The sequence below is a fragment of the Cytobacillus spongiae genome (genome assembly GCF_021390075.1).
Map to the genome: position 1 here is coordinate 3,998,296 of NZ_CP089997.1, position 23,214 is coordinate 4,021,509.

The 23,214-nt window shown below is 39.6% G+C and carries 24 protein-coding genes; 12 read left to right on the plus strand and 12 right to left on the minus strand.

Going from position 1 to position 23,214, the window contains the following annotated elements:
* The 3 genes from LS684_RS20015 to LS684_RS20025 all read right to left on the minus strand — a co-directional run bounded on the left by LS684_RS20015 (position 1) and on the right by LS684_RS20025 (position 2,050).
* On the minus strand, positions 1 to 1,521 hold the full coding sequence (locus LS684_RS20015; RefSeq protein WP_233808764.1) for a histidine kinase N-terminal 7TM domain-containing diguanylate cyclase: 1,521 nt from the start codon (positions 1,519 to 1,521) through the stop codon (positions 1 to 3).
* Between the two features lie 134 nt (positions 1,522 to 1,655).
* Complete coding sequence (locus tag LS684_RS20020; protein WP_233808766.1) at positions 1,656 to 1,811, minus strand: hypothetical protein; 156 nt, start codon at positions 1,809 to 1,811, stop codon at positions 1,656 to 1,658.
* Between the two features lie 101 nt (positions 1,812 to 1,912).
* On the minus strand, positions 1,913 to 2,050 hold the full coding sequence (locus tag LS684_RS20025; RefSeq protein ID WP_233808768.1) for an FbpB family small basic protein: 138 nt from the start codon (positions 2,048 to 2,050) through the stop codon (positions 1,913 to 1,915).
* Between the two features lie 455 nt (positions 2,051 to 2,505).
* Here LS684_RS20025 and LS684_RS20030 point away from each other — a divergent pair, with 455 nt between their 5' ends.
* On the plus strand, positions 2,506 to 2,898 hold the full coding sequence (locus LS684_RS20030) for a VOC family protein (RefSeq protein WP_233808770.1): 393 nt from the start codon (positions 2,506 to 2,508) through the stop codon (positions 2,896 to 2,898).
* 28 nt (positions 2,899 to 2,926) lie between these two features.
* On the opposite strand, the gene LS684_RS20035 is transcribed toward LS684_RS20030, so the two are convergent.
* Both LS684_RS20035 and LS684_RS20040 read right to left on the minus strand, forming a co-directional pair.
* Positions 2,927 to 3,421, minus strand: coding sequence for a GNAT family N-acetyltransferase (locus tag LS684_RS20035; protein WP_233808772.1), 495 nt, complete (start codon positions 3,419 to 3,421; stop codon positions 2,927 to 2,929).
* Positions 3,422 to 3,435: 14 nt separating this feature from the next.
* Positions 3,436 to 3,864: an acyl-CoA thioesterase gene (locus tag LS684_RS20040; protein ID WP_233808774.1), complete on the minus strand. Its 429-nt coding sequence runs from the start codon at positions 3,862 to 3,864 to the stop codon at positions 3,436 to 3,438.
* A 210-nt stretch (positions 3,865 to 4,074) separates the two neighbouring features.
* Between LS684_RS20040 and LS684_RS20045 the strand changes: the two genes are divergently transcribed.
* From LS684_RS20045 to LS684_RS20060, 4 genes are read left to right on the plus strand one after another with little or no spacing between them, the layout of a single operon-like run.
* Entirely contained in the window at positions 4,075 to 5,133 is a 1,059-nt protein-coding gene (locus LS684_RS20045; protein WP_233808776.1) for an iron-siderophore ABC transporter substrate-binding protein, read from the plus strand.
* Between the two features lies 1 nt (position 5,134).
* Entirely contained in the window at positions 5,135 to 6,169 is a 1,035-nt protein-coding gene (locus LS684_RS20050; protein WP_233808779.1) for a FecCD family ABC transporter permease, read from the plus strand.
* A complete protein-coding gene (locus LS684_RS20055) occupies positions 6,166 to 7,197 on the plus strand; it encodes a FecCD family ABC transporter permease (protein ID WP_233808781.1) in 1,032 nt (343 codons plus the stop codon). The genes LS684_RS20050 and LS684_RS20055 overlap by 4 nt, the downstream gene beginning before the upstream one ends.
* A complete protein-coding gene (locus tag LS684_RS20060; RefSeq protein WP_233808783.1) occupies positions 7,197 to 8,012 on the plus strand; it encodes an ABC transporter ATP-binding protein in 816 nt (271 codons plus the stop codon). Before LS684_RS20055 ends, LS684_RS20060 begins: the two co-directional genes overlap by 1 nt.
* Positions 8,013 to 8,207: 195 nt before the next feature.
* Here the strand turns inward: LS684_RS20060 and LS684_RS20065 are convergent, their stop codons facing one another.
* The gene (locus tag LS684_RS20065; protein ID WP_233808785.1) at positions 8,208 to 8,876 is read right to left on the minus strand and encodes a type 1 glutamine amidotransferase domain-containing protein; all 669 of its coding nucleotides are present in this window, start codon (positions 8,874 to 8,876) and stop codon (positions 8,208 to 8,210) included.
* A gap of 528 nt (positions 8,877 to 9,404) precedes the next feature.
* Here LS684_RS20065 and LS684_RS20070 point away from each other — a divergent pair.
* The gene (locus LS684_RS20070; RefSeq protein ID WP_233808787.1) at positions 9,405 to 10,370 is read left to right on the plus strand and encodes a quinone oxidoreductase family protein; all 966 of its coding nucleotides are present in this window, start codon (positions 9,405 to 9,407) and stop codon (positions 10,368 to 10,370) included.
* A 47-nt stretch (positions 10,371 to 10,417) separates the two neighbouring features.
* On the opposite strand, the gene LS684_RS20075 is transcribed toward LS684_RS20070, so the two are convergent.
* Both LS684_RS20075 and LS684_RS20080 read right to left on the minus strand, forming a co-directional pair.
* Positions 10,418 to 11,506, minus strand: coding sequence for an MBL fold metallo-hydrolase (locus LS684_RS20075; RefSeq protein WP_233808789.1), 1,089 nt, complete (start codon positions 11,504 to 11,506; stop codon positions 10,418 to 10,420).
* 70 nt (positions 11,507 to 11,576) lie between these two features.
* Positions 11,577 to 12,125 (minus strand): TetR/AcrR family transcriptional regulator, encoded by a 549-nt coding sequence (locus LS684_RS20080; RefSeq protein ID WP_233808791.1) that lies wholly within the window; start codon positions 12,123 to 12,125, stop codon positions 11,577 to 11,579.
* A 274-nt stretch (positions 12,126 to 12,399) separates the two neighbouring features.
* Between LS684_RS20080 and LS684_RS20085 the strand changes: the two genes are divergently transcribed.
* Positions 12,400 to 12,975: an NAD(P)H-dependent oxidoreductase gene (locus tag LS684_RS20085; protein WP_233808793.1), complete on the plus strand. Its 576-nt coding sequence runs from the start codon at positions 12,400 to 12,402 to the stop codon at positions 12,973 to 12,975.
* Between the two features lie 204 nt (positions 12,976 to 13,179).
* Positions 13,180 to 13,887, plus strand: coding sequence for a 23S rRNA pseudouridine(2604) synthase RluF (gene rluF, locus LS684_RS20090; protein WP_233808795.1), 708 nt, complete (start codon positions 13,180 to 13,182; stop codon positions 13,885 to 13,887).
* A gap of 304 nt (positions 13,888 to 14,191) precedes the next feature.
* On the opposite strand, the gene LS684_RS20095 is transcribed toward rluF, so the two are convergent.
* From LS684_RS20095 to LS684_RS20105, 3 genes are all read right to left on the minus strand, one after another.
* Positions 14,192 to 15,145: an NAD(P)H-dependent flavin oxidoreductase gene (locus LS684_RS20095; RefSeq protein ID WP_233808797.1), complete on the minus strand. Its 954-nt coding sequence runs from the start codon at positions 15,143 to 15,145 to the stop codon at positions 14,192 to 14,194.
* A 235-nt stretch (positions 15,146 to 15,380) separates the two neighbouring features.
* Positions 15,381 to 15,920: a hypothetical protein gene (locus tag LS684_RS20100; protein ID WP_233808799.1), complete on the minus strand. Its 540-nt coding sequence runs from the start codon at positions 15,918 to 15,920 to the stop codon at positions 15,381 to 15,383.
* A gap of 1 nt (position 15,921) precedes the next feature.
* Entirely contained in the window at positions 15,922 to 16,401 is a 480-nt protein-coding gene (locus LS684_RS20105; protein ID WP_233808801.1) for an RNA polymerase sigma factor, read from the minus strand.
* Between the two features lie 362 nt (positions 16,402 to 16,763).
* Between LS684_RS20105 and LS684_RS20110 the strand changes: the two genes are divergently transcribed.
* From LS684_RS20110 to LS684_RS20120, 3 genes are all read left to right on the plus strand, one after another.
* The gene (locus LS684_RS20110; protein WP_233808803.1) at positions 16,764 to 17,318 is read left to right on the plus strand and encodes an ECF-type riboflavin transporter substrate-binding protein; all 555 of its coding nucleotides are present in this window, start codon (positions 16,764 to 16,766) and stop codon (positions 17,316 to 17,318) included.
* 70 nt (positions 17,319 to 17,388) lie between these two features.
* Positions 17,389 to 19,101 carry an ABC transporter ATP-binding protein gene (locus tag LS684_RS20115; RefSeq protein ID WP_233808805.1) on the plus strand — a complete coding sequence of 571 codons (1,713 nt, stop codon included), beginning with the start codon at positions 17,389 to 17,391 and terminating at the stop codon, positions 19,099 to 19,101.
* On the plus strand, positions 19,092 to 19,919 hold the full coding sequence (locus LS684_RS20120; protein WP_233808808.1) for an energy-coupling factor transporter transmembrane component T family protein: 828 nt from the start codon (positions 19,092 to 19,094) through the stop codon (positions 19,917 to 19,919). Before LS684_RS20115 ends, LS684_RS20120 begins: the two co-directional genes overlap by 10 nt.
* A gap of 61 nt (positions 19,920 to 19,980) precedes the next feature.
* On the opposite strand, the gene LS684_RS20125 is transcribed toward LS684_RS20120, so the two are convergent.
* Entirely contained in the window at positions 19,981 to 20,844 is an 864-nt protein-coding gene (locus LS684_RS20125) for a DegV family protein (protein WP_233808810.1), read from the minus strand.
* 413 nt (positions 20,845 to 21,257) lie between these two features.
* On the opposite strand from LS684_RS20125, the gene LS684_RS20130 reads away from it, so the two are divergent.
* Positions 21,258 to 22,703, plus strand: a complete 1,446-nt coding sequence (locus LS684_RS20130) for a DEAD/DEAH box helicase (protein ID WP_233808812.1) — start codon at positions 21,258 to 21,260, stop codon at positions 22,701 to 22,703.
* The last annotated feature ends 511 nt before the right edge of the window (positions 22,704 to 23,214 follow it).

Sequence of the window (23,214 nt, forward strand, 5' to 3'; positions counted from 1 at the left end):
TTATGAACAAACTCGGATGCTGTCACGCCCCTCGTCTTTTACCTTATACATCGCTTGGTCTGCTTTTTGGTAAATCCTTTCAAAAGATTCATTAGGACTTAGTTGGCAAATTCCAATGCTGACTGTTACTTCCTCTTCAATAGAATAATCAATTTGACGACTTTGATTCTTAAGTTCAGCTTGAAATTCTTCGGCTGCTTTCATCGTTTTGTCGATATGACTTTGAATGATAACACCAAATTCTTCGCCACCTAACCGTGTCATTAAGCTGCCTTCGAAATGATGCTCCAGTAACCTTGCAACAAATTTCAATACTTTGTCTCCGACTAAATGACCGTAACGATCATTAAATAATTTGAAATGGTCTATATCCATGACTAAAAAATAACCTTCTTCTGTGCCTAGTAGTTTATTATAAGAAGAAATGAACACTTCTCTCGTTGCTAGCTTCGTTAATGAATCCTTCTCTGCTAACTCCTTTAATTGAAGCTCAGTCAATTTTTTATCCGTTACATCCATCCAAACCACTAGTCGTAGACGATTCGATTTTTTTCCTAGAATTTTTATTTGAACATCAAAGTAATAACCATCCTGCTCATATTCAAAAGCAGTATCCCCTTCCATGCTAAGTGCATCAATAAGAGGAGTAACATTTGGAAAAACGGACTGTACTGGCTGATAAATAACAGAAGGAAGTTCGTTTGTTGTGAAAAGACGTTTAATTACTTGGTAGCTTGCTTGATTTAATTCAATAATTTTCCCCCGTTGATCGACCAATATAATTCCCTCAGATAAATTTTCCAAAATTTCATGCCTGGAAACGGGCCATACCGCATTGAAATCCATCCGTTTATTGACGAGAATTAACAGCATTGCCATTGAGCCATATGATAAAGCAAATACGGCTGGAATTTCGAAAGGTAATAGAAGCGGAATCGTAATAATGGACACAATTGGCAATGCGATAATTAGAGCTGACACCCAGTATATCTTTCTGTAGTGGGCAGGTACATCGAACATATTCCGAATTAATACAAACATGGTGACCACTGAGATTACAAAGGAATACGCACCTAAAAACGCATTTAGAGTAGTAGACTGAACGGATACTTCTGTATAGTTCCATATCGACTTGATTGTTATACTTTCTCGCATGAACCCGTGATATGAGTCTGTAAAAAGCAGAAGGAGATCGATAATGGACGGTATGGCGACAACTCCCATAAGCCAAATTGTCTTCCGTGTATCTTCCTGGTGTAGTTCTTTCGCATAGCCTAACATCATGATTGGAGTCACGATGAGTGGGATTTGCTGAATATTACGCAAAACAATCATAAGATCACGCTGATCAACCACTAGCTCTAATACCGTTAATAAGATAAAAAAACCTGTTAGTCCTGCTGTACATGCGAGCAAAGTTCTCGATAGTTTTCTTGGAGGACGCAGAAGTGCAAGGGATAAAACTAGAACACCAATCCCAAGAATCGTTAGCAAAAATAGATAAGGATCAATCCAATTCATCGGTCAACCTCCATCAGACCTTTTTCCTATTTATATCCTATCATAAAGTATGTAAAGAAAAGGGATTGAATGTTAAAAAGATTATAAAAAAAGCGCCGAACCCCGGCGGCAGGTTATTATTTCCTGCCTCGTGGTCAGACACTTTTGGAATAGCTTTGAATCGTTGAAACGATACTGCTTTGAAAGCGAGGAGGGTTTTTTCGATCCTCCTGTATCATCGCCATATAAGAGGTTTCAATGATGGTCATTAAAGTGAACGTAATAAAGATATTACGCAATTGTTTTTTCAATTAAAATCGTTTCTCCTTATAATGTAATAACATGTAAGAAGGCGATTTTTTACACTCGGATTCTTCCTTTCTTCATTCTTATTTATTTTCGAGAAGCTGCGTTACATGTTACCCATTTTAGCAGCGATATACTTTTCCTCAATCCGCTTCTCAATCTTCTCGAGCTGTTCCTTATCCTTTAGAAGCTCTTCTCTATTTTTCTTTAATAACTCCGTTAACGATGTTTTTGCTTTTTTCATAGTTCCATTCCTCCATCTATTTAATTTTTTTTATTTTCAATGATTGACGCCAGTAAAAAGAAAAAACCTTCACCAATTTTGTTGGTAAAGGTTTTTTAAACAGAAAAGACCTCTACCAACTGGTAAAGGTCTTGCTAACAACTGTAAATGTTGCCAACAAAGCCGAGAGCCGAAACTCTGAATTGACGACTTTGCTGTAAAAGCTACTCCCCTTTAGGAGAAACATATTTACTATTGAGATTAACATACCGCATTTGTTTACAATCGTCAAGAATTAGTAAAATGATTATGAAAAAATTCTACTTTATCAACAGCATGGAAGTTTCCTCTTTTAAAAAGTTTGTATTTTCTGATAATGACGTCTATTATTTACTAGGTAGATATACATCCACAAAAAAACTTCAGCATGGACCAACATCAACCATTCAGAATATAGTAATTGAAGGGAGATTTTTATGAAACACACAATCATAAAAAAAGTGGGACAAATTGGAGTCCCTGTAAAAGACTTAAACCGTGCACTAGAATTCTACCAACAAAAATTAGGTCTTTCTCTTTTATTTCATACAGATTCAATGGCATTCTTTGATTGTGATGGAATGCGAATTATGTTGACGATACCCGAAAATGAAACATTTGCCCATGCTAGCTCAGTCATCTATTTTCAGGTGTCCGATATGAACGCGACTTTCGAAGAACTAACTTCGAAGGATGTTCACTTTATCGGCCAACCACATCTTATAGCCAAAAAAGAGAATACCGAGACATGGATGGTATTCTTCCAAGATACTGAAGGAAATATGCATGCATTAATGAGTGAACTAGTCGTGGATGAAAGAACCCCCTGATATAATATCTAGGGGTTACTTTTATATATCAATATTCGAATATATAATGTACAAACTCCCCTTGATCTCGTTCGTTCTCAAATAAAACGGGATAAAAACCACTTTTCACTAACACCTTTTGAGAAGCCCTATTCTCCAGTGTTGTTTTAGCATGCAGCTTCTTCAGCCCATATGTAGAAGCAGTTTCTAGTAAAAGTCCCAATGCTATACTAGCGATTCCTTTTCGTGTAAACCCTTCTCCGACGCGATAGCCAATATGAGCGATCCCTATAACTGGATCGATATCAACTAAGTTGATTCTTCCAACAATTTGGTTGGAATTGTTTATAATTAGAAAAAAGGAAGATTTCTCACTTTCTTGTTCGACTAATAACTCTTGGTGCCTTAAACAAAACGTTTCATATTCGTAATATTCTTCTCCTCTGCTTGGAACCATTTTTTCAAAGAAGGTTCGGTTCTGAAGCTCAAACTGAAATAATTCCTCAGCATCTTGCTCACGTAATTTCCTAATAAAAATATCCATTTCGTTATCCCTCTTTATTCAGTTTCAACTACGTATGGCAGTAGACGCTCTTTCGATTCAACGGACAATGGTTTCGATTTTCGAGTTTGGTCGTCCATTTGAACGATTACAGTATCCGCGACAGCTGATAGCTTTCCATCTTGATAGATTCCTTGAAATAAAGACAAGGAGCTGTTGCCGATTTTTCTAATTGCCGTCCCTATTTCAACGGTACCTGGCCAGTGTATCTCAGCTATTAACTCTAGCTTTTGACTCGCAATGACAAATGAAGCTCCTTTATCATGCAATGGCTCATTTGCATAAAGAAGCTCGGTCCTGCCTGTTTCTAAAAAGGTTGAAAAAAGAGCATTATTTACGTGCCCCTGGCGATCTGTGTCTGCATACCTAATTTTGTCGTATGCCTTCAGCGGAAAATCCTCATATACTGGATGAGTTTGTTTCATTTGGGTTCCTCCTACCTAAGAATCTTCTTTTCATTCTTCAACAATTAAGTGAAAGTTTCCTTCTTTTTTACCACACTTCTAACCACAATTGGAGCTATTCAAGCTTCATTCCTATTATTCTATTGACAACCTACCATTTTGAACTTATATTATGTGTATAGTAATAATGATAATCATTATCAAATAAGTGAAGATAGGGAAGGATACATAATGAATACAAAAAGAAAGTTTCCATTTATTCGTACATTACTATTAGCCATTCTTATGGTTGCACTTGTCGGTTGCTCAAGTGAGGAAAAAGGTTCAAAAACGGAAGAATCTAAGCCGGAACAAACAGGGTCAGAAGAGTCGAATGCTCAATACCCAATTACAATCAAGCATGCATTTGGTGAGACTGTTATTGAGGAGAAGCCAGAGCGTGTTGCTACTATTGCATGGTCTAACCATGATGTTGCTCTATCTCTTGGTGTAGTACCTGTAGGTTTTTCTGCTGCAAACTACGGCGTTCAAGATGAAAGCGGAATGTTACCTTGGACGGCAGAGAAATTAAAAGAGCTTGGTGAAGAAAATCCGAATATCTATCAAGATACTGACGGATTAGATTTTGAAGCGATTGCTGATTCAGAACCAGATGTGATTCTAGCTGCATACTCTGGGATTACGCAAGAAGAATATGATACATTAAGCGAAATTGCTCCAGTTGTTGCATATCAAGAAACTCCATGGGTAACCTCATGGCGCGATCAAATTAAGTTTAATTCAATGGGTATGGGAATGGAAGAAGAAGGTAAGCAGTTGCTTGCCGATATTGAAAAGCTAATTTCTGAAAAAGCTAATGAGCATGCTGAATTAAAAGGAAAAAAAGCTGCGTTTGCTAGTTTTTCAGCTGCTGATCTATCAAAATTCTATGTTTACACACCAACTGATCCGCGTGGTGAGTTCATGACTGAGCTAGGAATGGTATATCCAGAAAGTATTACTAGTCAGATGACAGATGAAAACAGCTTCTATTTAGAGTTAAGTGCTGAAAATGCTGATATCCTAAATGACTTAGATCTATTTGTAACTTATGGTGATGAAAATACATTAAAAGCATTACAAGCCGACCCAATTATCGGAAAAATTCCAGCAGTTCAAAGAGGTTCAGTTGTTGTTGTTGGGGATAACACGCCACTAGCAGCAGCATTAAATCCAGCACCTCTTGCTATTGAGTATTCTATTGATGAATACCTAAAATTACTCTCAGAAGCTGCTAGCAAGTCTGAATAGGATGGAAAATGTATCCGTTACAAAAAATAAGCAGTTACTTATTCCGGAAAATTTCATTCGAGTTCTGTTCCTCATTTGTGTATTACTTGGATTAGGTGTATTAGCTTCTCTTGGCTTTGGATCACGTTCAGTAGGATGGAATGAACTTGTCGATGGTTTATTCCACCCTGAAGCCCAGTATCATGGAGCAAATGTCGTACGCCAAAGAATTGCTAGAACTGTATTTAGTCTCATGTGTGGTGCTGCATTAGGAGTATCTGGGGCTCTTATGCAGTCTGTCACTCGTAATCCTATTGCAGATCCTAGTATATTAGGAGTAAACACAGGTGCATCACTCTTTGTAGTTTGTGGAATATCCTTCTTGAACATTAGTACAGCAAGCCAATATATTTGGCTTGCACTAGCGGGAGCAATCATTACTGCCATTTTTGTTTACGGAATTGGTTCAATGGGGAGTGGCGGTGCCACGCCCCTTAAACTCGTTTTAGCGGGTGCTGCAACTAGTGCAGCCTTATCATCTTTAGTAATTGCCATCATGATTCCACGCTCAAACGTTATGGACCAGTTCAGATTTTGGCAGGTAGGCAGTGTTGGATCAGGAAACTGGAGTTCCGTCTCCACATTAGTTCCTTTTTTAATTGTTGGAATTTTAATTGCATTATTCACGGCTCCAGCACTCAACGCACTTGCTTTAGGGGATGAGGCTGCTACAGGGCTAGGAGTGAGGACTGGAACCATTCGACTCATTGCTGCATTCGGTGGAGTTTTATTATGTGGAGCAGCCACAGCACTTGCTGGGCCTATCGGCTTTATCGGACTACTCGCTACACATGTGATTCGACTATTAATCGGTCCAGATTTACGTTACATTATTCCGTTATCCGCATTAACAGGTGCGATCATCTTAACTATTTCTGATGTATGTGGCCGGTTACTCGGAAGTCCAGGTGAGCTTGAAGTTGGAATCGTGACCGCCTTTATTGGGGCTCCCATCTTAATCTTAATTACAATGAAAGCGAAAATGCGTGCATTATGATGAATGAAACGATCAACCTTATTATGATAGGCAGAAAAAATAGACGCCGTCGCTATGTACTCGTAACTTCTCTACTTGCAATCATTGCATTTATTCTTTGCTGGGCAATGCTCCTATTAGGAAATACCATCTATCCCATTCAGGATGTCATTCGCGTATTGCTTGGAGAACAAGTAAAAGGCGCTTCATTTGCGGTTGGGACAATCAGATTTCCTCGGATGATTGCCGGTCTCTTTGCAGGGTTTGCTTTCGGAATTGCTGGGACTGTTTTTCAAACGATGTTACGGAATCCGCTCGCAAATCCGAATGTCATTGGAATTACCGCGGGATCGAGTGCAGCTGCTGTATTTTGTATTATTGTTCTTCATCTAAGTAATACAATGGTTTCTATTGCATCTGTAGCTGGAGGCCTTGCTACCGTATTCGTTATCTATTTATTATCTAAAGGTACATCCTTTGCTATTGGGAGATTAATCTTAATCGGTATTGGGATACAAGCCATGTTAACAGCTGTCATCTCTTATTTAATTCTTATCGGGCGAGTTCATGATATTCCTGCCGCCTTAAGATGGCTGAGTGGAAGTTTAAATGGGGCGAAAGTAGAAAATCTCTATCCGTTAATACTAACGGTTCTCCTGTTTGTGCCGATCATCATCTTTATGAGCAAGCAATTAGAAATGCTAGAACTTGGAGAGCAGGCTGCTACCTCACTAGGGATTGACACGGATAAGACTAGATTCATTCTCATTGTTAGTTCTGTCCTTATTCTTGCCTTAGCAACCGCTTCAACAGGACCGATTGCCTTCATCGCATTCCTTTCTGGACCAATTGCTAAAAGACTAGTTGGTGTTGGATTTTCGACTATTATTCCTGCAGGTCTTGTTGGCATCATTTTAGTATTAGCATCCGATCTTGTTGGGCAATTCGCATTTGTTTCAAGATACCCTGTAGGAGTTATTACAGGTATTATTGGTGGCCCTTACTTGATCTACCTGCTAATCCGAATGAATCGAAAGGGAGATTTATAATGAAACCGACACATACTATTCAAGCCGAACAAATCACAGCAGGCTATGAAAATAAAACGATTCTTCATGATGTAAGTATTTCTATTCCAAGCAATCAAATAAGCATTATTATTGGAGCAAATGGTTGCGGAAAATCTACTCTATTAAAAACAATGGCTAGGCTTATTAAACCAACTGCTGGGCAGGTAACATTAGACGGGAAGCCTATTAATAAAGTTCCTCCAAAACAGCTTGCTCGTGTATTAGGGCTTTTGCCACAATCACCTATTGTCCCTGAAGGAATAACCGTTGCAGATCTAGTTGGGCGCGGGAGATACCCCCATCAAACCTTTCTGAAGGGGTGGACGAAAAAGGATTATGAAGCGGTTGCTGAAGCCATGGATATTATGAAAATCACTGAATTTGCTGACAGAAGTATTGACGAGCTATCCGGTGGTCAAAGACAGCGTGTCTGGATTGCCATGGCATTGGCTCAACAAACAGATATCCTGTTTTTGGATGAACCGACTACCTATCTAGATATTACTTATCAAGTCGAAATACTCGATCTGTTAACTGACCTTAATCGAAAGCGTGGAACCACCATTGTAATGGTCCTGCATGATATTAACTTGTCGGCACGTTATGCAGACCATATTTTTGCCCTTCATAAAGGGTCCCTTGCCTCAGAAGGAGAGCCAGCAAAGGTCATCACGAGCGCTTTAATTGAAGACATCTTCGGACTCCAATGCACGGTAATGACAGACCCTGTCTCAGGATCCCCTTCTGTTGTGCCAATAGGGAGATATCACAATAATCTAAGGATGTACTCTTAAGGAATGGTTTCCTTACGAGAACAAAAGACCTCCACTGATGAGAGCAGTGGAGGTCAGGTACCTAGGAATGCAGCCTGTTTCATTTTGGGCAGGCTTCACCCTTTCCTATAACATTTTCCCAGCTTATTTTCAGATCCTTGATTTGCTTTTATCACCGCTGTGAGAGCCATACTTGTCTTTTTTTCAACTCCAGAACTATCTATTCTTCAACTGATTTACTACTTCTTTTGCTACGGAAACGGTGGACTGTGGATTTTGTCCTGTAACTAGGTTTCCATCAACTTGCACATGATTTGCCCAATTTCCTTTCACCTTCACATTTGCACCAAGTTCACGTAAGCGCGATTCGAGCAAGAATGGCATAAATCGATCTAGTGTCGTTTCACGCTCTTCCTCATTTGTAAAAGCTGTTATCGTTTTTTCTGCAACGAGTGGTGTGCCATCCGATAAGGTTACTCCTACTAATCCTGCAGGACCATGACATACGGCAGCAACTACTTTTTCACCTTCATAGGCTTCTCGAACGAGTTGATGAAGTTTCGTGTGATCTGGGAAATCAAACATCGTTCCATGTCCACCAGGTAGAAAAACTGCATCAAAAAGAGCACCAGCAGTAAGGTCTTCTAGCTTTAGAGTATGTTCAAGATGCTTTGCCGTATCTAGAATTTCTTGAGGCACGTCCCCCTCGAGGCTTCGCTCATCTACTGGAGCTTTTCCTCCTTTCGGACTTGCAACAGTAATCTCATAGCCTTGCTTTGCAAACTCTACATATGCTTCACCAAACTCAGAAAGCCATAAGCCTGTCGCATGACCCTCGTTCATTTGATCTGAAGTGGTCACTACCATTACTATTTGTTTTGTCATTCGAAATTCCTCCTAATCATGCATTTCTCCAAACGTGCAAGCATGTAAGTACAAATGTTTCTTCCGTAAAAATGCAAGGAAGCGATACGCTGGTTTGGTCACACTCGCGATAGTTTGCTTGGTGACTCTTTTACCTGCTGCAATAAGAAAGATATCTATTTTTATCGTAGACTTGCAGCCTCTCGACCAAGCTAAAGGAAAGCTCATTGCTTATTTCACATGACTCTCCCAATAAGAGGAGAACCTGTGAATATTAATTTACTTACCCGCTCATGAAAAAGCCAAACACCGCTTTGACCCTATTATTCTATTAACATCCGTTTCATCCATTCTCTTTAGGAGCAAGCAGATGTGTTTGTTTTTGAAACAGGCATAGGGTATCATCTGAATATTACGAGCTATACTTCTACTATGTTCGAGAGTAGATCATTCAGCGAAGTACTTCCTATTATTACTATTATTATTGAGGAACTATTGAGCAGAGAGATGTGAACGCTGTTGAAATTAATTTTGAAATGAGGAATCCGTATGAAAGCATTAGTATTTGAACAATTTGGAGGCCCCGAAGTATTAGAATATCAGGAAATAAAAGAACCAGTCGTTGGTCCAGAGGAAGTACTTGTCAGAACAAAAGCCATCGGATTAAACTTTGCTGATATTTATCGAAGAAAAGGCAACTATCATCTGCAAGGTAATCCCCCTTACATTCTTGGCTATGAGGGAGCAGGAGTAGTAGAAGAAATCGGAAGCATGGTAACCACCCTCAAAGTAGGCGATCGAATTGCATTTGCTGATGCTCCCCATGCAAATGCTGAGCTTGTGGCTGTCCCTTTTGAAAAAGCGATCCCTCTTCCAGATGGAATTTCCTTCGAAACAGCGGCATCTGTCCTTCTGCAAGGCTTGACTGCCCACTATCTCGTAAAAGATAGCTATTCTATCAAGTCTGGAGATACCGCCGTCATACATGCAGCAGCGGGTGGTGTTGGACAACTCTTAATACAAATGGTTCAGATTCTCGGTGGAAAAGCGATTGGTTTGACGTCTTCTTCAGAAAAAGCAGACATCGTCCGAAAGTTAGGAGCAAAAGATGTATTTTTATATCATGATGATTGGGTAAATAAAATCGTAACATCCACAGGCAATAAAGGAACAGATGTCATTTATGAGTCGATTGGTTCCACGTTAGCAAAGAGCTTTTCTGCTACCCGAGTTGGCGGGACGGTTGTATTTTTCGGAATGGCTGGTGGAGATCCAGAACCCGTCGATCCAAGAATGCTTATGGACACTTCCAAAACGCTAACAGGTGGGGATCTTTGGAACGTCCTCACTTCTAGATCAGAAAGAATCGAACGATCCAACCAACTGTTCCAATGGATTGAAGAGAACCAATTAACAATCCAGCCTCCTGTTACTTTTGGTTTAAAGGATGGACAAGACGCACACAAGCTGCTTGAAAGCCGCAAAAGCACGGGGAAAATCTTGCTATTACCTTAAAAACATCTTCTACCCTCGTAGAGTAAATCCTACGAGGGTAGATTGGACTACATTTCCCACCACCTGGACGATGGAACGGGCCATTCTTCACCTATGTTAACCGTCTCACCAAGCTTAGGTGTAATTAGGTTTACATTAGCCTTCTTGGAATCTATTAGTACCCGCTCCACCGGTTCTTTCCAGCCATGATAAGCAAGCGTAAAGGCACCCCAATGAATTAACATCATATTTTTCCCTTTCACATCTCTATGTGCTTGAATCGCTTCCTCTGGTGTCATATGACTATTTAGCCAACGCACATCATATTGACCACCTTCAATCAGTGTAAGGTCAAATGGACCATATTTCTTTCCAATTTCCTTAAAGTGCTCCCCAAATCCACCATCTCCGCTAGTATAAAAGCGAGTTTGGTTGCCAAGGATCACCCAGCCTCCCCATAAAGTAGAGTTTTGGTTAAAGAGATTTCTTCCAGAGAAATGTCTCGATGGAGTCAAGGCAACCTGTAACCCTTTGAATTCCATTTCCTCCCACCAATTCAATTCTTGGATGTTTTCTTTCTGTACACCCCATCGAACAAGATGGGCACCTACTCCGATAGGAACAAAGAACGTACTTACCTTACCTTTCAGCCTTAGGATCGATGGATAATCTAAATGATCGTAATGATCATGTGTAAGAAACACTGCATCAATTGGCGGTAATTCATCGATTATTGGCAGTAAGTCCTTACTGTATCGTTTACTACCTGCAAAAGAAACGGGCGAAGCAGTCGATCCAAACATGGGATCGAAAAGGAATTTTTTCGTATCCATGCTAAGTAAAAAGGTCGAATGACCAAACCAGGTGACACTATCTGCTTCCCCGTTGACCTGACCCCAATTGATGGAATGTAGAGGAACTTGACTAACAGGCTTCCGATCTGTCCTGCCTGTTAAAGAATCTCTCATCAATGAATATATTTCAGAAGCACTCATGCTCGTCTTAACAGGCTCTAGGTTGACAAATTTCCCATTCGAATAATTCGGTAATTCGCTGTACAAATCTTTACTAGGCTTTCCTCCAAAAACCGGATGCATAGTAACAAAAGCTATAACGGCGAAAACCGCTATGAAAATCAAAATTAGTATATAGATCATATATGGTCCTCTTTTGTATTGTCGTTTTTATTTCCTTTGTGGAATGAATCAATAAAATTGATTAGTGAAATTATGTCCCTCGAATAAACTCTTTAAAAATACAGCTCAACTCTGTTGGCGTCTCCTTCATGCCTGTCTTCATCCATCTTTTCACAATGCTTGCCAATGCATCTGCATAAACAGCATTTGCATAACTCTCTGCTTCTTTCGATACATCACAATTCTCAAAAATTTGAAACTCTTTACAAAGTAGATCAAAATGCTCTTCGAATCGATTCAATAGTGGGAGTAGATCATTTTCTTTTAGCAGATGAAGCAGCTCCAAATTCTCCCCCCATATTTCAAAGTACAATAAGTCAAAATCAAGATCCTCCAACTTCATTTCCGTAGAAGCCGAGCGGATTCTCTGTCTAAATACTTCAAACATATGAAAAGATAATACATCTTCTTTCGTATTAAAGTGGGCATAAAAAGTGTTTCTCGCCAGCCCTGCATTACGGGTAAGCTCTGATATGGTAATGTTTGCAAAGTGTTTTTCACTCATTAATTCCAACATGGTATCAATTAACAGATGAATTGATCTTTTGGAGTTCGTATTATTTGGCACTTGTTTCAACATATAGATGCTCCTTTATTTATACAAAATTGCCGGTTTGTATGAATCCTACCAAACCCATTGACGCGGGTTCATACTCAAATTATACTGCAGATGTAGGATTTGAGCAAATGTTCAATTTTAAACAATTGCTCATTTTTTGATACTTGGTATAGCTATATACAATCTCACTACTCCTGACTAATAGATACCTGACAAAACGTAATATGAATATTTCATAGCTGCTCTAGTGGGAGAAAGGGCATTTTTTTTTCAAAAAAACAAAGGGGTGAAACAGTTGAAGACAACGATCATTTTTGCTCATCCATGGCACGGTAGCTTCAATAAAGCCATTATGGACACAACGATTAAACAATTAGAAATCAAGAAGAAAGATTACCAAGTAATTGACCTGAACAAAGACGCTTTCGATCCAGTGCTGAGAGAATCTGACTTGGCACTTTATTCAAAAGGGCAAACCAAAGATCCTCTAGTCGTTAAGTATCAGCGCATGCTAAAGGATAGTGATGAACTTGTCATTATTTTCCCTATCTGGTGGTATGATGTGCCAGCTATTTTAAAAGGGTTTATAGATAAGGTCATGTTAAAAAACTTTGCCTATATAGAAGGCAAAACTGGGTTAAAAGGGCAGCTCACATCTATTAAGAAAACCACTGTCATTTCAACTTCTGAGGTGCCTAATTGGTATTTAAGATTCGTAGCAGGTAATCCTATTAAAGGGACTTTTATTCGTAGCACCTTGAAGGGTGTTGGTCTGAAGAATGTCAAGTGGATCAATAGTTCCCTCACGAGTACGGGAAAAGAACATCGAAGAAAGAACTTTCTTAAGAAAGTGGCAACAGCATTGGGCTAATAAAAAAGAACCAACACTCACTGCCATATTATTTTTTCATAATCTAGCATGAGATTCGAAAGCATTGCTTTCGAATAAGAAGAACCACCCTTACTAGTGGTAGCTTACAATCATGTGTTACTTAGAATTAGATTCGCCTTTGAAAATAGGGTGGAAATAGCGTATCCTAAAGGAACAATATTTATTTTAAGGGTGTATGAAAACATGCGTATTAATAAATTTATAAGCGAGTCTGGAAAAACTTCTAGGCGCGGAGCAGATAAGCTAATTAGCGAAGGAAGAGTCACCATTAATGGGAAGGTTGCCAAGATTGGGAGCCAAGTTAACCCGGGGGACGATGTGCGTGTTAGTGGAAACCAGATTAGAGTAGCCAATAATTATGTCTACATTGCCTTAAATAAACCGGTTGGAATTACTAGTACAACAGAGAAACACGTGAAAGGAAATATCGTTGATTTAGTTAACCACCCATTAAGAATATTTAATATCGGGCGGCTTGATAAAGAATCAGACGGGTTAATTCTCCTAACAAACGATGGCGATATCGTAAATGAAATTTTGCGATCTGAAAATAAGCACGAGAAAGAGTATTTGGTTACAGTAGATAAGCGAATTACCCCTGAATTTCTAAACCATATGGCCAGTGGAGTAAAAATCTTGGGTACGAAGACGTTACCTTGTAAAGTTGAGCAGATTTCCAATTATGAGTTTAAGATCATTCTTACTCAAGGCTTAAACCGCCAAATTCGCCGTATGTGTGAGGCACTTGGATATGAAGTTCACAGACTGCAACGAACACGAATTATGAACATTCATTTAGGAAACCTTCCCGTTGGACAATGGAGAGACTTATCGAAAAAAGAAAAAAAGCAACTATTTCATGAATTAGATTATGAGCCTAAGGAATGGTAACGGGACAAGGGGTCAGGTTCGGGACAAGGGGTCAGGTTCACCGTCCCAGTTTTAATCGGGACAAGGTACCTGGCCCTCCGTCCGCCCACACCCACTGCGTTCATTCTTTAGCTACTCTGCAAGGACGGTCAAATAAAGTATAGAATTAAATAACGAAACCAATTGTATGGTTAGCATATGGAAAAAGGATCGCGTCTTACTATCTTCTAAAAAGCACACCTTCATTTTTGTACATACTAAAAGGAAAAGCTCGTAAACCATTCATGTCTTTTTAGTAGTCTCCGCCTGTTCTACCTTGGATAGATTAGACCGAAGCTTCGTATTCATTCATGACGTTTTGGATAATTGTTTTTACAGGTAATATGTCTTTAATTTCATGAACTCTGGCACCAGCAAATACAAGTCCGTTCTCGCAATCTCCTTTCATGGATGTTATAAGCGAGTCTAGAGTGCAAAAACGATAGGAACAGTTTTTTAAGCATTTGATACATTCCTTAATTTTCACTTTCTTGTCATCTGAAATAAGGTCTATGAAGTGATTTTTGATCGCTCGACCTTGGAGCCCTACTGACGTTTTAACAAACACGGTGTCTTGCTCTTGGGCTAGAACGTATTTTTCTTTAAATGCCAAAGGTGCATCACATTCCACACTTGCTACAAACCTTGTGCCCATTTGTACTCCAGCTGCCCCTAATGAAAGAGCACGTTTCAAATCTTTTCCTGTTAGAATACCTCCAGCAGCAATAACTGGAATACGAACGGCTTCCACCACCTCCGGCAAGATATCAAACAAGGGTCTGTCGGTTCCTAAGTGTCCTCCTGCTTCAACCCCTTCTACAACTACTGCAGCTGCACCAAGTCGTTCGGAAAGCTTGGCAAGCTTGGCAGAAGAAACAATTGATATAACAGGAATATTGGCTTCTTTTCCCCATGCATACATATCTCTAGATATACCGGCTCCAGATATAATAAAATCCACCTTTTCTTCGATTGCTGCCTTCATTTTTTCCGCGAAATCGTTCATAGCGAACAGTACATTAACTCCAATATAACCGCTGTTCTTAACCGTACTCTTTGCCTTCCTGATATGTTCTCTTAGCTCCTCTACAGAAATCCCTGTACCTGAAATAATCCCGATTCCTCCAGCGCTTGCTACCGCTGCTGCTAAGCCACTTAAAGAGATACCTACTCCCATGCCACCTTGTATAATTGGAAATTTTGGAAGCATGTGCCCAATAGTCAATTGTGGAATGCTCATGATACAACCCCATTTCTTGAAATTATGATGATGTTTCTAATCCCCCACATTCTAACAACAAGAAAGTAAAGCAACTATACACATTTGTCACCTAGTACTAGAAACAGTTCCTATTTTTTAATACTTTTCACAAAGTTGTCATTTTCTCTGGAGTGGGACATGGGGCCGGGTTCATTGTCCCATTTTGCAATTAAAAAAAGAGCACGCTGGCTCTTTAGCGAGTCTGCATGCTCTTCTATTCTTTAATAGGGTCTTCCCAATTCCAGTTCGTATAGATCGCATAGGCAATCATTTCATCTTTATTCTCTTCTAATGTGAAACCAGAGATAGAATTCCCTACTCGGAAGGTTGGCTCGAAGTATTGTTCCTCTTTAGGCGCGGCAGTAGGACCCGTGATACCTATTTCCGTTTCATCCGTAACGATTATCCACTTGCCATTATCCAGTTTAAACCTCAATCCATCTTCACTCACTTCAACAATAGTGCCCTCCACATTGACTATTGCACTTCCACTTGGAGCATTTGGATCCACTTCAATCCGCTCTGTTAAATCTAAAATGGCTGACTGCTGACTGTTCGATGATTGCAACATATTGAAGTTTGTCACCCCTGCTCCCAATGCTAAGCATACAGCAAAGCTAACAGCTAATTTATTTGGCATTTTCATTTTCTTCTTCCTTCCTACTTCTCCATTAGATAACAAGCGAAGGGTCTCCTGCTTAAATTGATGTGAAGCCTGAATTTGGCTCATTGTCTTTTTATATTTATCATTCATTCTAGTGACTCCCTTCTTGAAGAATATGTTTTAATTTTTTCCTAGCTCTTTGTAACCTGGAGCTAATCGTATTCTCTTTTTTCCCAATGATCGACGAAATCTCTTTTATTGAATATCCTTCATAGTAATAAAGATAAATAACGGTTCTGTCCACACCCTCTAGCTGAAAGATTTCTTCCATCACTATTTGCTCTTCAGGTGCCAGAAATTCCATATATTCATTAATGGTTACTACCTTTTTAAACCACGATGAACGGAAGAAATCATTGCAGCGATGGTATGTCGTCTTGATCAACCATGCCTTCAGATGCTCTTCCGACTTGAAATCCCCTTGATGTTTAAGTAATTTGATATATACTTCCTGCACAATATCTTCTGCGTCTGACAGAGTTTTTGTATTTTGTAGTGCTATTCGAATTAGAATATCTGAATAACAGTCCACTATATGATGAATGGTTCTCCCGCAATATAATCGGTTCAATCGAATTCCTCCTTCCTTATGAATACGAATGTCATCGTGAAAATCGTGCATTCTGTTTATTTTTTCTGAACTGATCCCTTCCCAGCTTCCTCTGAACGATATCCAATTATTTCTATACTAATGTTCGCCTTTTTCTCTATTTCCATTAAAAAAAATGCTAAAAAAGGCTTATTTATATTTTCGGACTTTGATTAATATGCTATGATAAATGAGCATATTTTCTCTCATTTCTATATTAGTAATTCGTCATTTTTTTTGCCTTTTTTTATGTCATCATCTTGATTAAACACCACTTAAGACAGCGGTATTACATAGCCGTTCGTGCAAGATAAAAAATAACCAACATATAGGAGTTGATCGTAATGAAAAGAACACTTTCTACAAAAACAATTGTAGCAATTGGGATTGGAACAGCTGTATTTTTAATTCTAGGTCGTTTCGCCTCTATCCCAACAGGTATTCCAAACACGAACGTTGAAACATCGTATGCCTTTTTAGCTCTCATGTCCGTTATTTATGGACCTGTTGCAGGTGCTCTCATTGGGTTTATTGGACATGCGTTAAAAGATGCTATTATGTGGGGCTCTGTTTGGTGGAGCTGGGTCATTGTTTCTAGCGTCATCGGTCTTCTAATTGGACTAGGCTCTAGAAGAATACAAATCAGTGCTGGAGAATTTGGCGTGAAGCAAATCCTTACATTTAACGTAGTTCAAGTGATCGCACAAGCAATTGGTTGGTTCTTCGTTGCTCCAATGCTAGACATTATCATTTACGCTGAGCCGGCGAACAAAGTCTTCACTCAAGGTGCAATTGCTGGAATTTCCAATATGGTAACAGTTGGTGTCATCGGCACGCTTTTACTTACTGCATATGCAAAAACACGAAGCAAAACGGGTAGCTTAGATATAGAAGCATAATTTAGTGGTTTAGCCGGAAGCAGCTGTTTCCGGCTCTTACATTTTTGTATAGGTTGACGGAGGAAACAGTATGTCAAAAACGATCTTACAATTTAACAACTTCTCATTTAAATATCGCAGTCAAGCTCAACCAACCCTACACAATATTGACTTATCCATTCAGGAAGGAGAAAAAATTCTGATCGTGGGTCCTTCTGGTTCGGGAAAAAGCACGTTAGGCCTTTGCATAAATGGGTTAGTCCCCCATTCATATGAAGGCGAAATCACAGGTGAGCTTTTCATCCACTCAGAAAATGCGACGACCCAAGATATTTTTACTCGTTCCAAAATGGTTGGAACGGTTTTACAGGATCCAGATGGACAATTTATTGGCTTAACAGTCGGGGAAGACATTGCTTTTTCATTAGAAAATGACTGTGTAGAACAAGATCAAATGAAACGTCGTGTAAAAGATGTTGCGAAGCTAGTGGAGATGGACGACCATTTATCCTACTCACTTCATCACTTATCAGGTGGCCAAAAGCAACGCGTCGCGCTTGGCGGAGTGATGGTCGATGATGTGGACCTATTATTATTTGATGAGCCATTAGCCAACCTCGATCCTGCCACTGGAAAATACGCAATTGAGCTGATTGACCGCATTCATAAAGAAACAAACAAAACGATTATCATGATCGAGCACCGGATTGAAGATGTATTGCACTGCGATGTTGACCGTATCATCGTCATGGATAACGGGCGTATTGTCAGTGACAGCACTCCTGCTGAACTGCTTTCTTCCAATCAATTAGAAGAAACGAATCTAAGAGAGCCATTATATATTCGCGCACTGAAATATGCCGGCTGTGAAATCACACCAGATATGAACCCTGCACAATTCTCAACCCTTTCTCTAAATGGATGCGAGCAAAAACTAAGAGATTGGTATGATTCAGCAAATAATCAACAAGACAATCAGTCCTCCGCTCCATTACTCGAGCTGCAAAACATTTCCTTCCAATATCCAAACGGGAAGAGCATATTTCAAGATCTATCTGTTTCGATTTCTAAAGGAGAAATGATCAGTATTGTTGGAAAAAATGGTGCGGGGAAATCGACGTTAACGAAAATCATTTGTGGGTTTGAACAAGCTCAAAGTGGGCGCATGTTATTCGGTGGCCAGGATATGACGAACGATACGATTAAAGAGCGCTCCCTTCGAATCGGGATGGTCATGCAAAACCCGAACCATATGATTTCAAAGCATATGATATATGACGAAGTGGCGTTAGGGTTAGTTGTGAGAAGGGTCCCAGAAGACGAAATTAAGGCCCGCGTGGAGAACACATTGAAAATTTGCGGATTGTATCCTTACCGTAATTGGCCAATCTCCGCATTAAGCTTTGGACAAAAGAAACGCGTCACCATTGCTTCCATCCTTGTCATGAATCCTGAGATCATCATCTTAGACGAACCAACAGCTGGTCAAGACTTCAAACACTACACGGAAATTATGGAATTTTTAGTTGAGCTAAACAAACAAGGCATTACAATTGTTATGATTACACACGATATGCACTTAATGCTTGAATATACAAAACGAACCATCGTAATCGGCAACGGTGGAAAAATGGCGGATGATCACTCTGTTCAAATTTTAGCGAATCAAGCGATTCTAAACGAAGCCAACTTAAAAGAAACCACCTTGTTTGATTTAGCAGCACTGTCAGGTATTGACGATTCCATTCAATTTGTCCAACGATTTATCAGCTATGATCGAGAGGTAAGAAAGATATGGCAGTAGAAATGCTTTCCTATATAGAGCGTAAATCTCCTATCCATGCATTAACTGGAGCAACCAAATTACTTTGCTTTGTGATTTGGTCGTTTGCCGCGATGCTTACTTATGATACAAGAATTTTGCTCTTCTTGCTCGTTTTCAGTATAGTCGTATTCAAATTATCGAAAGTGAAGATGAAAGAAGTTTCGTTTGTTCTCCTATTCATTCTCATCTTCTTACTAATTAATAATATCGCTATTTACCTATTTTCACCCCAGCAAGGTGTTGCCATATACGGGACGAAGCATGTACTACTTGGGTCTGGCCATTTTGCGTTGACTGCCGAACAGCTTTTTTATTTAGTTAACATCACATTAAAGTATTTTGTAGTAATTCCTATTGCACTGCTTTTCATTGTGACAACCAATCCGAGCGAGTTTGCTTCTTCGCTGAACCGGCTCGGAATAAGCTATCGTGTGGCATTTGCCGTATCATTAGCACTGCGTTACATTCCAGATATCCAACGGGAATATTTCACAATATCTCTGTCTCAGCAAGCACGAGGCATTGATATGTCAAAGAATGAAAAGCTTTTTAAACGAATGAAAAACATGGGTTCGATTATCACCCCGCTCATTTTTTCCAGCCTGGAACGTATAGAAGTCGTTAGTAACGTTATGGAGCTACGGGGCTTTGGGAAAAATAAAAAGCGCACATGGTACCATGCCCGCCCTTTCAAAAAAAATGACATCGCAGCAATCAGCCTGCTCGTGCTCATTTTTGTAATTTCACTTGTCGTAACATTTATCGATGGAAGTCGATTTTATAATCCATTTGAATGATTAAACAAACAGAGGACTTTGCTACGTGCTAAGTCCTCTGTTTATTGTCTGCGTTTGCTGTTTATTTTTCTACAAAATACATAGAAATAGCACCTAAACCAACATGTGTCCCAACTGATACGCCCATTTGCATAATTTGGATCTCCCCAGAGAAGTCGGTATCCAATTGAAGCTTGGCCTTTAAGTTTTCGGCAACTTTGCGGTCAGATGTATAACCCACTATGATGAAATCTGTCATTTCTCGGTCGTTTCTTTTGATAAATTCCTGTGTGTAATGATTAAGTACTCTTTTCAATCCTCTTTCCTTGCCAACTATAGCCCCTTTTCCATCCTTCATCGTCATAATTGGCTTTAGCATCAAGATTTTTCCGATTAAGGCGCTTGCATTAGTTAGTCTTCCACTCTTTATTAAATGATCTAGATCATCCACAGATAAGAAATGTTTAATTTTCTTCTTATATTTTTCATTAAAATCAACTAGCTCATCAAAAGAAGCTCCTTGTTCCCTCATCATTGCACTTTTCAAAATGAGCCATCCGCTACCATGGCTCATGGATTTTGAATCGACGATGTGAATCTTAACATTTGAATCTGGGCTTGCCTCAAAAAAGTAATCCTTCGCAATAACAGCTGATTGATAGGAGCCACTTGTTCCACTAGACATGCAAATGCATAAGATTTCCTTGCATCCAGCCTCAACCGCTTCGTTCATAATATTCAGATACTCCGAAGGGCTTGGCATGCCTGTTGTGGGAAATTCAGGAAGCGCTTCCATCATCCCGTAGAATTCATCTGGTTGAATATCTACCCGATCTTTATACATTTTCCCCTCTATGTTTATAGTCAAAGGTGCTAAGCTGATATCGTACCTTTTCAGTACTTCATCAGATAGATCGCATGTTGAATCAGCCATGATTTTTATCATTTATATCCTCCTAGATATCGTTCAACTTGTATTAGATTTTCTTAGAAACATGTTTTGGTTGTATGAATGTGAGGAATGGAAAAACACTGACCCTCGCGCTTATTATATCAAAAAAGATGTGCGAAAATAGGACAACTGTAGTTTTTTATTATGCTAACTTCAGTGGATCTTATTAGTGTACGGCTCATCCACCTAATTTATTTCTAATCTATATCGAGGCTCATTTTATTTTTTCCATCCATTCTAATCTGCATCGGTCACAACCAGCTGCGGAGTTTCTGTTAAAAATTTTTCATAAAAGCGATTTGTCCCTCGCTTTTCAAGTATAATGAACCATATTCCGATCATGCATATGATGTTTCTTGATGAGAATCCTATCCATATGACGAAAAAACAGATAAAGAGGTTAAAACATGAGTGAAAGAATTTTTGCAGATTATCCTGTGAGCGATGAAATTAAAAGAGCACTAGCCTTGTTAAAATACGAAACGCCAACCGAAGTTCAAAGAGAAGTTATTCCAATCGCATTAAACCATCAAGATCTGGTCGTTAAATCTCAAACAGGTAGCGGAAAAACAGCTTCCTTTGGAATTCCTCTATGCCATTTGGTTGAATGGGAGGAAAAAAAGCCACAAGTCTTAATTCTTACCCCAACGCGAGAGCTTGCTGTTCAAGTAAAGGAAGATATAACAAATATCGGCCGATTCAAACGCATAAAAGCAGCAGCTGTCTATGGAAAAGAACCTTTCGCCAAACAAAAGGAAGAATTGAAGCAAAAAACTCACGTGGTCGTGGGTACACCTGGTCGGGTCTTAGACCATATTGATCGAGGTACTTTAGTTGTTGACGAAATAAAGTATCTCATTATCGATGAAGCTGATGAGATGCTTAATCGAGGATTTATCGATGAAGTGGAAGAGATTATCAACGAATTGCCTTCCAACCGAGTGACAATGGTATTTTCTGCTACTTTACCTAAAGATGTGGAGCATCTCTGCCATGAATATATGATGGATCCCGTTCATGTTGAAATCGAATCAACTGGGGTAACAGCCGATTCGATTGAGCATTTCTTGTTGGAGGGAAAGGAAGAAGAAAAACTAGCACTTCTTAAAGACGTTCTAGTCGTAGAGAATCCGGACAGCTGTTTAATATTCTGCCGAACGAAAGAACACGTTGATACCGTTTATAGTGAGCTAGATACGGCTGGATATCCTTGCGAGAAGCTCCACGGTGGTCTCGAACAAGAGGACCGCTTCGCCGTTATGGAAGGATTCAAAATGGGGAACTTCCGCTACCTGGTTGCCACCGACGTAGCGGCAAGAGGGATTGATGTGGATCATGTAACACTCGTCATCAACTACGACGTTCCAGTTGAAAAAGAAAGCTATGTTCATCGAACAGGACGAACTGGCCGTGCCGGAAATGAAGGGAAAGCCATTACTTTTTCAACACCTTTCGAAGGAAAACTCATTCATACAATTGAAAAATACATCGGCTTTGAAATACCTGCGATGGAAGCACCTAGCCATCTAGAAGTGTCTAGTGGAAAGGCTGCCTTCGATGAAAAACTGAGCCGCAGCCGAGTTGTCAGAAATAATAAAACAGCCCGCATCAACCAGCATATTATGAAACTCCACTTCAATGGAGGGAAAAAGAAAAAAATTCGTGCGGTTGATTTTGTCGGAACCATCGCAAAGATTCCTGGTGTCACAGCTGACGATATTGGCATCATCACCATCCAAGACAACATGTCCTATGTTGATATCCTAAATGGCAAAGGCTCAATCGTTCTGCAAGCCATGGAGAATGCCACTATTAAAGGAAAGAAACTACGAGTAAGCAAAGCGATTAAATAAGAAAGCAAGAAACTGCAGGTCCCCCTCACACATTCTTTGAAGTTGAGGGGGATTTTTGGGGTTTGGGACAAGGGGTCAGGTTCACTAGCTTTGCACAACTGTAAACAAAGTTGAAGATAAGTAAAATATTCACTGGTGTTTTCCTCTTGTATATTGATCTTTTATTTTTACTTTTTTAATGCGTCTTCATCCTCCTAGAGTACCAATTGTTGTTGCACAGATGCCAATGAAAAAAAGCATCACATCCTTCATTTCCCACACCCCTTGACGGCGAAAGCATCGGTCAATGGCTCGAAAGTTTACTCTACTTAAAACGTTTCAAGCCGGTAGAAAAAATTCTTCGAATGCGGACATATTTTACATGGGACGAAAAAGCTTCACCAACAAACCAAAAAGAAATAACTAGCGAGTCAGTACCACAGCATGATGCATAATAAATAAAAGGGTCTGCCCCTTTAAGACAGACCCCTTTGTTTAACGATTTTTATAAGTATAACCCAGCTACATTTAT